Source organism: Sporosarcina sp. P18a, assembly GCF_002743135.1.
Taxonomy (GTDB): Bacteria; Bacillota; Bacilli; order Bacillales_A; family Planococcaceae; genus Sporosarcina.
Genome location: NZ_PDYQ01000007.1, coordinates 46,028 through 60,067 on the forward strand (window position 1 = coordinate 46,028; position 14,040 = coordinate 60,067).

Sequence of the window (14,040 nt, forward strand, 5' to 3'; positions counted from 1 at the left end):
TGTACTTTACGTTTTATCATCAAAAAATAATAACTCTGCACGAATCCCATCATCAATATGTAAGATAGCGAAAGAGTAATGGGGTAATTTTCGCTTATCTGTTGGTGAACCGGGATTGAGTAATAGGGTTTTATTCAAGTAACGAAGCATAGGAATGTGGGAGTGTCCGAAGACGATGACGTCCAGTGGCACTCCTTCAAATGCTTCAATAGCCCGTTTTTCTGTAGTCTTTTTCTCCCCATGACCATGTACTAATCCAATGTTTACGTGCCCGGCTTGAATCACTTGCTGCAATGGAAACAGTTCTTTTATATCCTCTCCATCCACATTTCCAGAAACGCCTTTTACTTCCGCAAATTCAGAAAGTATCTGCACGACATCGACCGATTTCCAATCACCTGTATGTAAAATTAAATCGGCCGTTTCACATTCATTTATTAATCGTGAAGGCAAGCCTTTTCCTCTTCCAGGCATATGTGTATCTCCTGTAACGACGATTTTCATACTGAACCTCCTGTATTTGTAATTGCTTATACCATTTCCATTAACGCTGAATAGCAAACAAAGAATCGGACATACTACTGCTATGACGGGAGGCAATTTTATGGAAGACTATACATTTACGGATGCGGTACTGGCAGATTACAAAACTGGTATGGGTGCAATGAGCGAACAGTTGCCAAAGTTCATGAAATCATTCCACGCATTTACGGAAATTGGTTTTGAAGAAGGAGAGATCAGTCAGAAATATAAACAGCTGATTGCACTAGCAGTAAGTGTCTATGCGCATAGTGAGTTCTGTATTATATTCCATACAAAAGCTTGTATGGATGCAGGTTGTACAGTTTTAGAAGTGTTAGAAGCTGTTGGTGTTGCAGCTGCGCTTGGTGGTGGAAGTGCCTTAAGCCAAGCAGTCACATTGGTTATGCAAACGATTGATGAATTACAGGATAATCCAAAACCTATACAATGAGAAAACATCTTATCGATCGCCATTCGATAAGATGTTTTTTTTATTTCATATGTTTCATTATGCGAAAGACGGGGTAACGGATATACAGCATAGTATGTTAGAGGGGGATAAAACGTTGATTCAAACATCAAACGCTTTATTGACAAAGGAAGACTTTTCAGAACGTAATGATTTACCGGAATGGTTACATAGAGAATATCAGACATTTCATGATATTGTGACCGATAAAACATTCCCATGCTATTTTGGTATGGCTGGTGAAAATAAAGGCGAGTTGCGCTATGCCTATATTTCACAAAAAGACTGGTCGAACTTACCGCAAGCGCTAGAAGCTTTTTTAAAACTATTTGAAAATCCAAAGCATAAACGCCATGGTCTGTTTGTGTTTGTTGAACCCTTTGAAAAAGAAGGAACAATAGAAGAATATCGCCAACAGTTTTGGGATATTTTGCAATACTTGCATAAAGAAGATAAAGAAGAATGGCCTGCTGAAGCGCCACGAGATCCTAATCATTATCTGTGGGACTTTCATTTCCAAGGTGAGCCGATTTTTGCTTTTGGTAATGCGCCTGCCTATAAGCAACGCAAGACGCGTGATTTGGGAAATGCAATGGTCATCGGGTTCCAGCCGCGCAAAATTTTTAAAGGTCTGACAGGTACGGAAAAAGGCGGAATCAACTCACGTGAAAAAGTTCGTGAACGTGTAGAGGTATGGGATAACCTACCGAAGCATCCCGATATCAGCCATTACGGAGATCCAACGCATAATGAATGGAAACAGTTCTTCATCGGCGACGACAGTGTGCCGTTAACAGGAAAATGTCCATTCACTCATAAGGATATGTAAACAGAGGATGTCTCTGCAGTCGTAAACTTACGGTTGCCGGAGACATTTTTTATATGACTGAGTTTCGAAACCAAGGTTGAATAAAAAGAGATGAGTGAGTAGATTGAAGCTTGAACCCGGGACGCGTATTTTATAGCCAAAGTGGTGAGTCTATCAATTTGCAGCCCCTTACTCATCCACTCCATTTCAAATCCCTCTCTATTTCCAATTGCTTTACAGGCCTCCATACTTTTATGATGTACATAAGAGGGGTGCGTAAAAATGAAAAAATACGATCAAGAAGTTCGGGGCTTACTAGTGGATGATGAAACGCGCTGTATCCATTACGCAACAGAAACAGACAGAATTGCCATCAAGTTCTATTGTTGTGAAATCTATTATCCATGTCACCTATGCCATGAAGAAGCGGGTTGCGGTCATCATGCTGTTTGGCCAGTTAGTCGATATAATGAAAAAGCCATACTGTGCGGTAATTGCGGCTACGAACTCACCATTACTGAATACTTGCAATGCGACTATCAATGTCCTTCTTGCGACGCGGGCTTTAATCCAGGTTGTGGTCTGCATAAGAATCTATACTTCGAAAACGAGGCGAGCCACTAAATGGTTTTAACCAGGACCAACAGGGAACACTAAGTAAAACAAGTAAAGTGAGGGATTTGCATGAAGATGCCGACGATGGATACAGAAGAATTACTGTTATTTGCAAAAGAAGCGGATGAATCGGGAACAACTTGGATTCAGCAAGCCGATTATGAAGCAGAAGAGGCAATCATGACGGATGAGGACCTTGCCGGAAGAGAACCTTTGCAACGGCTTAGAATAGTAGTAGAGTCGAATGGAAATACCAAATACTTCGAATCCCTTTTCTCTACTGGAGCTGAATTAGAAGAGTTAATGTGTGAACTAGAACCGGTTTTCAAGAAACATCCTAAAAAAGTGCTAGATTCAGATGAAATGGATGAAAAAATACAAGGTTTAAAAAAATAGTAAAGAGGATCTTCTGCCAAAAATTCGGCAAGAAGATCCTTTTTTCATTCCAAGTACTGTAGTATTTCTTCAATTGCTAGTTCACCGGCAATTTCCCAACGACTTTTATCACGAATTTCTGCATCTCGATCCAACGGTTCTTGGAATTGATTGAATGAACCACTTATTAAAGAACTTGAGTCGGGATCTAATCCCGTATTCACCACATGTTTGATGACGTAAGGTTTTTTGAATTTAATGGATGTGTTGAAATCATCAAGTTCACCGTCATGAACTTCAAAGGGCACACGTAAGTAAATGGTTTCTCCAGCTTCTCTATGAAGGATGGAATCAAAACTACCTTTATGATAATCCCAGCCTCCGCCAAAATGATACCCGTGCTGATCGACTTTATCCCGTAAAGTCCCAAAACAAGCTAGTTTGCCTTCAATCGGCGTATCTAATTCCAGCATGAAATCACTCCTTTTTAACAGCATTCCTTACTAGCAAATATTTATACATCCTCCAAAAAATTTAACGAAAAGGTTTCTAATTTCTATAACCCGGGTACATGTATCAACACGACGTTAAAAGAGTTCTCAATAATTCATTACAACATTAGGAGGAGATTTATATGGGTAAAAATAGATATATTGGAATGTACTATAATGAAACAGATCTGGTGAACCGTCTGGATGAGTTGAAAAGAGAAGGATGGCCTGAAGATGATATTTATGTCGTTGTGAAAAATGAAGATCAATTAACTATGCTTAGAAGTCGTACGGATGCAGAAATTAAATCAGCTGACGATTCATGGTGGGATCGTTTTATGGGGTTTGTTTCTGGAGAAGACCATGTACGTCGTATGGTAGATAGTTTAGATTTCGGAACAGAAGACACAGTAAAGTATTATCAGGAAATTGAACAGGGTGGCATGTTGCTATATGTTGATTCTGGTGAAGCAAATCGCCACTACATGGACAACACCGAGTTCTACGGCAGAATTGGAAAAAGTACAGACGTGAATCTTGGGGCGAATGGCTTGAGCGTAACTGACCAAGAATTGAATGGAGGAGATCCGGCATTCAGATTGAACCAAACGCTTCCAGATCATACACTCAATCAACACAATCGGGACGTAGATTCTGGCCTTCATGCAACTGAACATGTTTTCACTGACACAGATACAGAAGAAGAGCGTCTACGTTTACACGAGGAACGTCTTCAAGTGGATAAGCATGAAACACAGCGTGGAGAAATCCGTGTTGAAAAAGAAGTAGTAGAAGAACCTAGATCAGTAGATGTTAGCGTTTCGCACGACGAAGTGACAATCGAACGTAGACCAGTTGTAGATGGAGAAGGTGGTTTTGACGGTCGCAATGGCAATGACGCGGCAGCGTTCAGGGAAGATGACGAGACAATTCGTATTCCGATTACTGAAGAACAAGTGGAAGTAACAAAGAAACCAGTTGTCACGGAAGAAATCATACTCAAGAAGCGTGAGGTTGTAGAGAATGAAACGATTCACGAATCAGTGAAACGTGAGGAAGTACATTTTGAAAAAGAAGGGGACGTAGAAGTTAAGGGCGATCAGTTGGATAAAGACCGTTTCTAAAAAAAGACATGTAGCAAATACCTTGTCATTCCCTTTCTGGATACTGTAGGATAGATGTAACAGCCAGGAAGGGGAGATGACATGTTTAAGCATCCAGGTATTGCCGCCGTGCTTAGTTTTTTCTGGACTGGCGTCGGTCAAATCTATAATGGACAAATCCTTAAAGGGATTTTACTTATTATCTTGCAAGGAATCAACGGTCTGCTCATGTTTGTAGGTATCGGTTTCATTACGTATCCCATTGTGTGGATTTGGGGTATGTACGATGCCTATAAGACTGCCGAGCGTATGAACTACAATCAAAATTAATATAATCAACATTGAAAAATGTCCCTGCCACTACTGGCTGGGACATTTTTATGTTCACTTATTTAATTTCCATGTAGAGTAATTTAATACTAATGCAAACATAACCCATCCAATATAAGGAACCATCAATCCGCCTGCGATACGATCAGTCTGATTAAATTCATAAGCGGTCATAGCAATAGCACCTAACAAAATCGTCATCTCTATCAGTGCTGTACCTCGTAAATTCCATTTGAAGAACAAGAAGGACCAAAGAAAGTTAAGGCCTAATTGTACGTCATACAACGAGATAGCGGTATCTTTCCATTGCGATGGCTGCTTCATTTCCACGCGGTAATTCGCAACACCCATTATCGTATATAAAGCTGTCCAAGCAAGTGGAAATGTAGCTCCAGGAGGAGAAAATGAAGGTTTCTTCAACTTGGCATACTGTTTTTGTGTATTGCGGTTAGCAAGAAATCCGATAATCGACCCGCCCACTACTGGAATTAACACGTTACGGGTGAGCTTCTTCCAATCCAGTTCACCATATACTTTTAATAATTCCAAGGTAAAACCTCCTTTTTAGAAAGTTTCCCCCATTCGCTAGTTACTAAACAGTGATTACGTATTCGCCGTATACATAATTTCACCAGCGACAATAGTTTTTTCTACTTGTATTTCAGTTATTCGATCCACATCTATAGTGAAAACATCATCTTTCAAAACAGTGAAGTCTGCATCAAATCCGACTGAGAGTTTTCCTCTTGAATGCATTTTACCTATAGTAGCCGCTGCGCCTGAAGTAAATAATTGTACTGCCTCATAGCGACTAAGTTTTTCATCTGGTAAATGCCCTTCATGCTGTTCCGTACTCAATCTTCTGGTGATCGCTGCGTGTATACCTAGCAAAGGATTCGGGTCTTCAATAGGAGCATCTGATCCCCCGCCACAAATAAAACCTTTAGTTAGAAGCTTCTTCCATGCATATGCCCAGTCAAGCCGGTCTTCACCCAGTCGGTCCCTAACCCAAGGGAAATCAGAAGGAACGAACGCAGGCTGTATATCTAAAACAATAGGAAGCCTTTGCATTCGCTCCACTAAATCATCACGTAATAAAATGACATGTATAAACCGATCTTTCTTGCCGGCTGGAGCAGGATACTTTTCAATGACATCTAGTGCTTTTTCAACTGCCAGATCACCAATCACATGTATGGCAACAGCTTCTCCATAGTGTCTTGCCATTTTGACATAGTTCTCGATCTCTTCATCAGTCAATACAGCTGTTCCTACATTATCGGGTTCATCGGTGTAAGGCTCACTTAACAGCGCAGTACTGCCCCCGAAAGCACCATCTATGAAGAACTTCATCTCGCCAGGTTCTACCCACGGTGTATTATACAGCATATGGTCTTCCATCAAATCAGAAAATACACTAACATGACGCAGTAAATGAGCACGGAACTTTCGATCACCACCGAGAACATTATTGAAAGCTTTCAACGGCGTCTGATAGTAACCGTAGTAACCTAAGTCATCCGTCACAACACCTGTCAACCCAACAGATAGTAAATGATCTACAGAAGTTTCCAAAGCTTTCGTTACATAGTCCTCTGTTGGATTCGGTAAAAGTTGGAGCACTCGCTGCATAGCGCCTTCTTTCAATAACCCTGTTGGCTCACCGTTATGATCGCGTTCAATGACGCCATCATCAGGATCTGGTGTATCTTTTGTGATACCAGCTAGATCCATAGCCTTTGAATTGACGATAGCAGCATGCCAACAAGTGCGTTTTAATAGCATGGGTGAATCTGTTACAGCATCCAACTCATAGCGAGTGAAGATTTTCTTGTCAGGAAAATTATTCTCATCCCAACCTTCACCAATGAACCACTCGTCCTTTGGTAATTCTTTATAGGAGTTTAGGAGTAGCTCCATCATATGTTCTGAAGAAGTGGTGTTGGATAAATCAAGGCGCAACAGCTTTTCACCTTGGCCGATCATGTGCATATGATTATCGATAAAACCAGGGTAAACAAAAGCACCTTGCAAGTCTATTTGAGTATCAGCTTGATTTTTTAGTTCATCATATGAACCGGTCGCTAGTATTTTTCCGTCGTTTGTCAGTAAAGCATCTATTGTATGTCCTTCATTTTGCATCGTATAAAAGAGTGCATTAAACCAAATCGTTGTCATACCGAAACCTCCTTATCTACCTATAGTAAACTGAATAAGATGAATCAACAAATAGTAGATGAAAAATTTTATATGAAATACGTTGAGCTAATTAGCGATTCTGAAGTGTAGGTTGGATATTCACACAACAGAGTAGCACATGAATACATAACGACGTCATACTTTTACCATAGTAGGTGAGGTTTTCATGCATTCCAGTGTAGGAAAGGTTGTAAGATGAATCACGTTTTGACTGGCTTATCATATGCTGATAAAGAAAGGGGTGGGTGTCTTGATTGAACATCAAAGCATATCTATAGATGGACAGTCATTTCAAGCAGTTACGGTAAAACTACCGAAAACGACGCTACTTACAGTTTCGAATGACAAAGGGTATATTATGTGTGGGGCACTTGATGTAGGATTATTAAATAGTGTACTAGCAGACCGTAAAATTGTTGCGGGACGCGCGGTTGGTGTGAAAACGATAGAGCAATTGCTGGCAGCCCCGCTAGAATCTGTAACGCTGGAAGCTGAGAACTATGGCATTTCCGCAGGTATGATTGGATCAGAAGCACTGTTAAAAATGACATAAAAAGTGACGCCCGTTTTGATGGGCGTCACTTTTCTAATCTGCTTTCATATCGGTTAAGTACTCCACGAGTTTGTTACAGTGTATTTCAAAACATCATTATTCCTTTTCATATTTCTCTTCACTGGACGAACGATTTTTCGTCTCACGATGATGTCTTTCTTCTTCTTCCTCCATACGAACATCTTCTAAAGGAATAGCGTCTACGGTCTGCATATCTTCATGCATATCGTAAATGCTTTCCTTATCGGTTTTTAAATTTTCGGGGTTATCCATATAACCGCCCTCTGCCTTGTTACGGTCTTTTTCTGTAAAAACTCTTTTCTCTTCGCTCATGCAAATCTACTCCTTTGCGATTCAATATATTTAATCTAAAAATCTACCTAGTAATCCTTTATTTGGTTCGGGTTTCTGAGTGTTACCTTTACGTTCGCCGCGCATAGGTGTGTCATTGAACTCGTCGAATTGACGAGACAATTTGTCCCGTGCATCTTTGTTACGCATTAAATAGGCTGCTCCTAAACCAATAGCTGTCAACGCCATTCTTTTTTTCATATAATGCTCCTCCTCGTTATTGTTTCTTATATGTTGTTTTCCCAGTTTTCATTCATACTAAACAACTCACATGGTTTAGCAACAAAACAAAAAACAGTCAGTGATTAAAACCTTCTAATCACTGACTGTTCTTCTCTAACTATGCGGAAAATTTTATGTTGCGATTACTCCATACTGACGATATTGTACCCTCGTAGTATGCGTTTTACATGTTGCACTGCTTAACTTCTTTGAAGCAGGAATTTCACTTGCACTTACACAAAAAACTTCTTTCGCATTACCTGGTAAACCTGTCTTTCATTTGGAATCTTAAAAGCAGATTCCCAAACCGAGTGTACCACTTGCCAGTAAAGAAAAATTTTCCGCCAAGGCTGTGCATCTCGTCCAGATCTAGCAGCTTACTTCACTAACTAGTTCCTTCAGTTTGCCTTGTAGTAATAGTATACCCATACAAACTATTTCTAAACATCTTTTTTAAATTAATTTGAAAAGTTTTTTTGAGATTTTTCTTACTCGCGGTATATGCACTTATGATCTATAATAGAGGACTGAGGTGAGAGCTTTGAACAAGGGAATAACAGGGAGAAGCATGATGTATAATCTTGCTGAAGTAAAGCCCTATGTTGAAAAGAATGAACTACCATGAGTGTGTTAAAAAATATAGAAATGATACTTTGCAGTCTGGAAATAACGAAAAATGCACGAAAAGGTTTGGAACAGTGGTTTCTAAGTGAAGAGGCTTTTGTTTCTTCAGAGTCTGTTTTTGATATACATATTGAAAAGAAACCAGAGAATCGTATGGGGAACCAATCCTATGCGCTGTTTTTTGATCCACATACAAATAAAAGGTTTGCCAAAGAAGTACAGCAACGTGTGGCAGTTATGGAGTGCGTATTGAAACCGGACGGCTTGCTGGCAACAGGCTTTCACGTCAGAGGCGCAAGAGAGCCTGTCCAGACAAATCGGCGGCTACATACAGCAATAAAATTCAGGTTAAACCGTGCAGGAGTCGCACTGCCAATCGAATTTTATACGAGGTTACGCCAATTGCCCATCGCAGAAGAGCGTTCAGAATATGTAAAAAAACGCATTGAAAGTTGGGAAGGCTATCTACAAATTGCAGAGAAAAATGCGGATGTAGCGGATATCTCCTGTACATTTAGCCAAGCCAGTTTTACTAGTGATTTTACAAAGGTACGTCTTCAATGTAAAGATTTGCAAATGAAAAATTGGAAGCAACTCCGTGGATTTAGTGTAAAAATGAATGAACTCTCCACTGAGATCGGTCAAGTCATCGATGCTCAGAAAGGACAGAAAATCCTTGTCGTAGAACTAAATCAACGGTTTCAGAAGAAAGCAAGATCTGAACACTGGTTACCAACACGTAATAAAAGCCTAGTGCTGACGAACTATGCTGAATTAAGTCAGATTCGTCGGTTACGTAAAGGTTTCAAAGACTTACAAGATGGTCTAGCGGCAAATGCGAATTTGGAAAAGATCTTATTTGAGGAACGACCTGTCGTGCAAATTACGAATAAGCAGCCGAAACTGGAGTTTCATAATAATTTGAATGAATTCCAGCAAGAAGCAGTCTCGGGTGCGATGAAAGCACATGACTTGTTTGTAGTCCAAGGTCCTCCCGGCACAGGTAAAACAACGGTAATATCCGAAATTTGCTATCAGAACGTCAAAGCCGGCTTGCGGACACTTGTTGCATCCCAATCAAATCTAGCAGTAGATAACGCACTCGGTCGATTACTTACAGATCCAGCGACACGTATTTTACGTTATGGGCGATCGGAAAGTATCGAAGAAGAGGGCAAGCGTTTCATGGAAGAAAATGTGGCGTTGCACTGGAGAAATGAAACAATTGAAACCGTACAAGCAACACGTGCAATTTATCGAAAAAAAGATATCGAATTGCAAAAGCATGCGGATCAATTATCCAATCAGGTTAAACAGAACACAGAATTGAAAATCACATTAACTGAGCAACTACAAATGCAAAACATAGTGCAAGAGAAGTTGAAAAAACTAAAGTCTGAATACTTTTCTCTGAAATCTCTGCTTGAGCAGTCTGTACGCAGGCTTTCTCAAAAGCAGCAAAAAATGGCGCAAACTGAAGTTGACCTTGATCAACACGTAAAGGAAATTGCAGGGTTACAGAAACAGCTAAAAACAGAGCCGGATAAAGAAGAATTGTCAGGTCAATTGGAAGAATCGTTACAAGAGCAGTGCTTATTAAGACAGACACAATCATATATCAACTGGCTTGCAGAAATGCGGAGCAATACCGAAGCACACCAAAGGATTATGGAAGAATACAAAACTCTTCCTGATAAAGAACAATTGCTACAAGCAACACATCGTCTCGTAAAGTCTCAGACGAAAATGAAAGATATCCAGCTGACGCTCGCTGAAAACCAGATTGAATTACCTATTCATATTACGTTGCGGAATAACGACTTACAACGAATCATCAAGTCGATTGAAAGTGGAGAGTATTCCTATGAATTCCAGGAATGGAAGGAACTTCATGAGAGATTTCAGACGGCTATTAAAAAAACAAAATCTCTTTTGCAGACGCACCGTTATCCGGTAGAAACCATTACTAAGCGCTCAACCGAAAATTTCACAACTATACAAGAAATGCATGAAATGATTGATCGTTTAGGAAAGTTTTTAATCAATCCTACAACAAAAAAAGTGCTGCAAAATAAAGAAATTTCATCCGGGAAAACGGAAGTTCTACAAAAAATCGCACAAGGTATGTCATTGTTTTACGGTAAAGAAGAGATCGTTCGTGCAAAAGGAATTGATCTTCAACAACAGAAAGTCCACTCTGTAAAGGAAGTATTTGCGGAAGTGAAATATGAAATTTTGAGATTCCTTCAACAGGAACTTCATGATATACAAGCCAATATACAGCGAAAGGAAGAGTTGAAGCAACATCTGGAATCTAAGCAAATAGAATTGGAGAAACAGATTGATGAATACCTACAAACCAACGGGCCGCCTGAAAAACAGTGGCAGGGAAATCAACTCACACAGGCAATTGATCAGCTTGAAACGAAGATATTGGAGTGCCGACAACGAATAAAAAACGTAACGCAATTAGCAGCAACCTTAACTACTTCGGAACTAAAGTATTCTCAAGCAAAACAACTACTTGAACAAGAAAAAATAGAAGTCAGAGAAGTAGAGCAAAAAACATTGCAATTACAAGAAGAACAGCATCAACGACAGCAGAGAATAGAAGAACTTGCCGTTCAATTGAAACCAGATTTACAAGAGCAATTAGAGAAAATAGAAATAGAACTTGCTCAAGCTGAAACTCGAAAAGCAGAAATAGTAAAAGAACAACAACAGCTTCCTATCCTACAAGAACTACAGGCGCAGTGGGAGGAATTGCTGCGTGATGCCAATGAATATGACCTTGACGAAATCCGTAAGCTGTATATCGATCATGCGAACGTAATAGGCACGACATGTGTCGCATCAGCTTCTAAAAAGTTTATGGAAGAATACCCTGTCTTCGACGTAGTGATTATTGATGAAGTATCTAAAGCGACACCGCCAGAATTATTATTACCCATGCTAAAAGGTAAAAAAGTTATTCTAGTGGGTGACCATCATCAGTTACCGCCACTTGTAGGTCAAGAAACGATGGACGAACTGGTAGATCAGCAAAAAGATCCTGAAGTGCAACGTGAAATGAAAAAACTACTTAATGAATCATTATTCGAACGGTTATTCCGTACGTTGCCCAAGCAAAACAAAACGATGCTCAGTATTCAGTACCGGATGCATGAAAAAATCATGCAAACTATCGCACCATTTTATAAAGACGGGGACTATCAATTACAATGCGGGCTTCCCAATTCAGACGAATTGCGTGATCATCTGCTCGAAAGCAGTAATATCACTAGAAAAGACCATTTGCTATGGCTAGATACACCCAATACACCTTCATTTTTCGAAAATCAAGTCAAAGGGGGGACAAGTCGTTTCAATGAAGCGGAGCTCACCATCGTTCAAGATACGTTGCTAGATATTGAACAAGCGACGGAAAAAGCTAAAAAAGACGGCCTAATGAAGCCAGACGAAAAGAAAAGCGTCGGTGTTATTAGTTTTTACGGTGAACAAGTGAAGCGAATTGATCGATTGATCCAACAAGAAATTCGTCCCAAACAATTACATTGCCGAACAGGTTCGGTAGATAAGTTCCAAGGTATGGAAATGGATATTATTATTTTGAGCTTCGTTAGAAATCATGATAATAAAAATGGTGACATTGGATTCGCTAAAGATTATCGACGTCTGAATGTGGCTTTATCACGTGCAAGAGAACTGCTCATTATCGTTGGGAGTTCTGATATGTTCACCATCCATACTAAAAATGCCACTACGAGGAATATGTATAAACACTTGCTAGAAGTTGTAGATCATCAAGGTGGATTGCGCAAAATAAACCAAATCCAGGGGAGATGAGTATATGGATTTGCTTCGAAAAAAGTTGCAACAAGAACTCGAGCAACAGCCCGATATCCAAATACAACAATCAGACAGCTGGGGATTGCCGGTCGAGCTAATTAATATACCTTACACAATCATTAAGCGTACGACGATGGACATATTAATGAAAATGATCTTATTAACGATTCAAAGGTTAGATGTATCTGAACCCAAGGTAATTGCAGATTTTCTTGCCGTCGAACCACTGTTTATAGAGAATTTGTTTGGAAAGATGGAAGCTGCACAGATGATCAAGTTGCGTGAAGACAGTTTTGAATTGACGGGCCTAGGAGTAAATCAATTACAATCAGGTATATACGAACATCCACCTGAAGAGGCTGAAAAAAAGTTTTATTATAGTCCTTGCCACAATTCAATTTTATGTGAACAACCTGAAAAAGTTTTCACGGCAAAAGGTAAAGAGTTTAGATTAGCAAAGAAATTCCCGAGAAGTCCGCAACGACTGGATGATGAACAATTGCGGGTGGCACTACTTGCTACTCGCGTAGAAGTTACAGAAGGTTCACTTCAGAATGTGGTGGATAAAATAGAGATCCCACAAAAGCTTGATAACCAACATATTCCTTGTGTGGAGTTCTATGTTTATAATCGTGCGGAAAACAGCTATTTCACTAGAGTGTGGAATACTTTAACGGAAGAATGGGACGAGCATTTGGAAAAGCTTCTAGATGATCAAGCGCCACTTCGGAAATAAATAAAAAAAGATCAGGGATACTTTCCCCTGATCTTTTTTATTTAGGACTTACGCTTTTTTTGTGCGGGAGCTTTACGTAATTCGGCGAATTCTTTCGCGATTTCTTCATGCATATCACGTGCCGCAATCGTTTGGTTCTTTGGTGTTTGTGGTAAGGAGCCGGCCGATTTACTTCCTTTAGTATGTTCATCTCTTCCCATTTGTCAATCTCCTTTCTGTAAGTACCTTCATACGTAAGTTGGTTCAAAAATGAAAAGTTATACGTGAAAATAGGGATAGCGTTTGGCAAATTCATTTAAATGGGGAATGAATTCTATTCTGTAAGTCTTTCATTCGAAAAGAAGCTGTTTAAGATGTCGTGTGTTTAGCACGTAGTATATTGGGAATATATTCATTAAGCTTTGTAAGTTGAATAATAAGGAGGAAGAATATATATGGCTAACCAACATCATACAGAACAAAAGAAGAAAATGACTTTGAAAGAAGCGGGACGTAGAGGCGGTCAAGCAACCTCTAAAAAGCATAACAAAGAGTTCTATGAACAGATTGGTCGTAAAGGTGGGGAAGCCACAGCTAAAAAGCATAGTAGCGAATTTTATAAAGAAATTGGTCGTAAAGGTGGAAAAGCTACTTCCGAGAAGCACGATAAACAATTTTACGAGAATATTGGACGTAAGGGCGGTGAAGCTAGAGCACAGCAGAATAAGAGTATGAACTAAACAGCAAAATGAAACATATTTTGTTAAGAAGACGTAACCGAATGAAGTATTTCGATTTCGGTATGTCTTTTTTT

General features: G+C 39.7%; 17 protein-coding genes. 10 read left to right on the forward strand and 7 right to left on the reverse strand.

The window, feature by feature from the left end:
- Positions 1-6: 6 nt before the first annotated feature.
- Complete coding sequence (locus CSV75_RS14295; RefSeq protein ID WP_099676373.1) at positions 7-504, reverse strand: metallophosphoesterase family protein; 498 nt, start codon at positions 502-504, stop codon at positions 7-9.
- A 100-nt stretch (positions 505-604) separates the two neighbouring features.
- On the opposite strand from CSV75_RS14295, the gene CSV75_RS14300 reads away from it, so the two are divergent.
- The 4 genes from CSV75_RS14300 to CSV75_RS14315 all read left to right on the forward strand — a co-directional run bounded on the left by CSV75_RS14300 (position 605) and on the right by CSV75_RS14315 (position 2,810).
- Positions 605-973 carry a carboxymuconolactone decarboxylase family protein gene (locus CSV75_RS14300; protein WP_099676374.1) on the forward strand — a complete coding sequence of 123 codons (369 nt, stop codon included), beginning with the start codon at positions 605-607 and terminating at the stop codon, positions 971-973.
- Positions 974-1,067: 94 nt separating this feature from the next.
- Positions 1,068-1,820, forward strand: a complete 753-nt coding sequence (locus CSV75_RS14305) for a YqcI/YcgG family protein (RefSeq protein ID WP_099676440.1) — start codon at positions 1,068-1,070, stop codon at positions 1,818-1,820.
- Positions 1,821-2,081: 261 nt separating this feature from the next.
- Entirely contained in the window at positions 2,082-2,423 is a 342-nt protein-coding gene (locus CSV75_RS14310) for a CHY zinc finger protein (protein WP_099676375.1), read from the forward strand.
- Between the two features lie 60 nt (positions 2,424-2,483).
- Positions 2,484-2,810 carry a hypothetical protein gene (locus tag CSV75_RS14315; RefSeq protein WP_099676376.1) on the forward strand — a complete coding sequence of 109 codons (327 nt, stop codon included), beginning with the start codon at positions 2,484-2,486 and terminating at the stop codon, positions 2,808-2,810.
- A gap of 44 nt (positions 2,811-2,854) precedes the next feature.
- On the opposite strand, the gene CSV75_RS14320 is transcribed toward CSV75_RS14315, so the two are convergent.
- Positions 2,855-3,262 carry a YugN family protein gene (locus tag CSV75_RS14320; protein ID WP_099631707.1) on the reverse strand — a complete coding sequence of 136 codons (408 nt, stop codon included), beginning with the start codon at positions 3,260-3,262 and terminating at the stop codon, positions 2,855-2,857.
- A gap of 161 nt (positions 3,263-3,423) precedes the next feature.
- Between CSV75_RS14320 and CSV75_RS14325 the strand changes: the two genes are divergently transcribed.
- Positions 3,424-4,404 (forward strand): YsnF/AvaK domain-containing protein, encoded by a 981-nt coding sequence (locus CSV75_RS14325; RefSeq protein WP_099676377.1) that lies wholly within the window; start codon positions 3,424-3,426, stop codon positions 4,402-4,404.
- Positions 4,405-4,485: 81 nt separating this feature from the next.
- Entirely contained in the window at positions 4,486-4,713 is a 228-nt protein-coding gene (locus CSV75_RS14330; protein ID WP_099676378.1) for a hypothetical protein, read from the forward strand.
- Between the two features lie 54 nt (positions 4,714-4,767).
- Here CSV75_RS14330 and CSV75_RS14335 read toward each other — a convergent pair whose 3' ends face one another.
- Positions 4,768-5,262, reverse strand: coding sequence for a TspO/MBR family protein (locus CSV75_RS14335; protein ID WP_099676379.1), 495 nt, complete (start codon positions 5,260-5,262; stop codon positions 4,768-4,770).
- A gap of 54 nt (positions 5,263-5,316) precedes the next feature.
- Complete coding sequence (locus CSV75_RS14340; RefSeq protein ID WP_099676380.1) at positions 5,317-6,891, reverse strand: amidohydrolase; 1,575 nt, start codon at positions 6,889-6,891, stop codon at positions 5,317-5,319.
- Positions 6,892-7,135: 244 nt separating this feature from the next.
- On the opposite strand from CSV75_RS14340, the gene CSV75_RS14345 reads away from it, so the two are divergent.
- A complete protein-coding gene (locus tag CSV75_RS14345; protein WP_099676381.1) occupies positions 7,136-7,465 on the forward strand; it encodes a YunC family protein in 330 nt (109 codons plus the stop codon).
- Between the two features lie 96 nt (positions 7,466-7,561).
- Here CSV75_RS14345 and CSV75_RS14350 read toward each other — a convergent pair whose 3' ends face one another.
- Together CSV75_RS14350 and CSV75_RS14355 are read right to left on the reverse strand one after the other, a co-directional pair.
- On the reverse strand, positions 7,562-7,798 hold the full coding sequence (locus CSV75_RS14350; protein WP_099676382.1) for a hypothetical protein: 237 nt from the start codon (positions 7,796-7,798) through the stop codon (positions 7,562-7,564).
- A 30-nt stretch (positions 7,799-7,828) separates the two neighbouring features.
- The gene (locus CSV75_RS14355) at positions 7,829-8,017 is read right to left on the reverse strand and encodes a hypothetical protein (protein WP_099631713.1); all 189 of its coding nucleotides are present in this window, start codon (positions 8,015-8,017) and stop codon (positions 7,829-7,831) included.
- Between the two features lie 642 nt (positions 8,018-8,659).
- Between CSV75_RS14355 and CSV75_RS14360 the strand changes: the two genes are divergently transcribed.
- Positions 8,660-12,508 carry an AAA domain-containing protein gene (locus CSV75_RS14360; RefSeq protein ID WP_099676383.1) on the forward strand — a complete coding sequence of 1,283 codons (3,849 nt, stop codon included), beginning with the start codon at positions 8,660-8,662 and terminating at the stop codon, positions 12,506-12,508.
- 4 nt (positions 12,509-12,512) lie between these two features.
- A complete protein-coding gene (locus CSV75_RS14365; RefSeq protein ID WP_099676384.1) occupies positions 12,513-13,247 on the forward strand; it encodes a hypothetical protein in 735 nt (244 codons plus the stop codon).
- A gap of 41 nt (positions 13,248-13,288) precedes the next feature.
- Here CSV75_RS14365 and CSV75_RS16475 read toward each other — a convergent pair whose 3' ends face one another.
- Positions 13,289-13,447 (reverse strand): hypothetical protein, encoded by a 159-nt coding sequence (locus CSV75_RS16475; protein WP_199171374.1) that lies wholly within the window; start codon positions 13,445-13,447, stop codon positions 13,289-13,291.
- A 234-nt stretch (positions 13,448-13,681) separates the two neighbouring features.
- Here CSV75_RS16475 and CSV75_RS14370 point away from each other — a divergent pair, with 234 nt between their 5' ends.
- Positions 13,682-13,966: a con-10 family general stress protein gene (locus tag CSV75_RS14370; protein ID WP_099676385.1), complete on the forward strand. Its 285-nt coding sequence runs from the start codon at positions 13,682-13,684 to the stop codon at positions 13,964-13,966.
- Positions 13,967-14,040: the final 74 nt, after the last annotated feature.

Excerpts from the sequence above, each read along its gene's own strand:
- CSV75_RS14295 (WP_099676373.1), bottom strand. The coding sequence starts at position 504 with ATGAAAATCGTCGTTACAGGAGATACACATATGCCTGGAAGAGGAAAA.
- CSV75_RS14300 (WP_099676374.1), top strand. The coding sequence starts at position 605 with ATGGAAGACTATACATTTACGGATGCGGTACTGGCAGATTACAAAACT.
- CSV75_RS14305 (WP_099676440.1), top strand. The coding sequence starts at position 1,068 with ATGTTAGAGGGGGATAAAACGTTGATTCAAACATCAAACGCTTTATTG.
- CSV75_RS14310 (WP_099676375.1), top strand. The coding sequence starts at position 2,082 with ATGAAAAAATACGATCAAGAAGTTCGGGGCTTACTAGTGGATGATGAA.
- CSV75_RS14315 (WP_099676376.1), top strand. The coding sequence starts at position 2,484 with ATGAAGATGCCGACGATGGATACAGAAGAATTACTGTTATTTGCAAAA.
- CSV75_RS14320 (WP_099631707.1), bottom strand. The coding sequence starts at position 3,262 with ATGCTGGAATTAGATACGCCGATTGAAGGCAAACTAGCTTGTTTTGGG.
- CSV75_RS14325 (WP_099676377.1), top strand. The coding sequence starts at position 3,424 with ATGGGTAAAAATAGATATATTGGAATGTACTATAATGAAACAGATCTG.
- CSV75_RS14330 (WP_099676378.1), top strand. The coding sequence starts at position 4,486 with ATGTTTAAGCATCCAGGTATTGCCGCCGTGCTTAGTTTTTTCTGGACT.
- CSV75_RS14340 (WP_099676380.1), bottom strand. The coding sequence starts at position 6,891 with ATGACAACGATTTGGTTTAATGCACTCTTTTATACGATGCAAAATGAA.
- CSV75_RS14345 (WP_099676381.1), top strand. The coding sequence starts at position 7,136 with ATGCTGATAAAGAAAGGGGTGGGTGTCTTGATTGAACATCAAAGCATA.
- CSV75_RS14350 (WP_099676382.1), bottom strand. The coding sequence starts at position 7,798 with ATGAGCGAAGAGAAAAGAGTTTTTACAGAAAAAGACCGTAACAAGGCA.
- CSV75_RS14355 (WP_099631713.1), bottom strand. The coding sequence starts at position 8,017 with ATGAAAAAAAGAATGGCGTTGACAGCTATTGGTTTAGGAGCAGCCTAT.
- CSV75_RS14360 (WP_099676383.1), top strand. The coding sequence starts at position 8,660 with ATGAGTGTGTTAAAAAATATAGAAATGATACTTTGCAGTCTGGAAATA.
- CSV75_RS14365 (WP_099676384.1), top strand. The coding sequence starts at position 12,513 with ATGGATTTGCTTCGAAAAAAGTTGCAACAAGAACTCGAGCAACAGCCC.
- CSV75_RS16475 (WP_199171374.1), bottom strand. The coding sequence starts at position 13,447 with ATGGGAAGAGATGAACATACTAAAGGAAGTAAATCGGCCGGCTCCTTA.
- CSV75_RS14370 (WP_099676385.1), top strand. The coding sequence starts at position 13,682 with ATGGCTAACCAACATCATACAGAACAAAAGAAGAAAATGACTTTGAAA.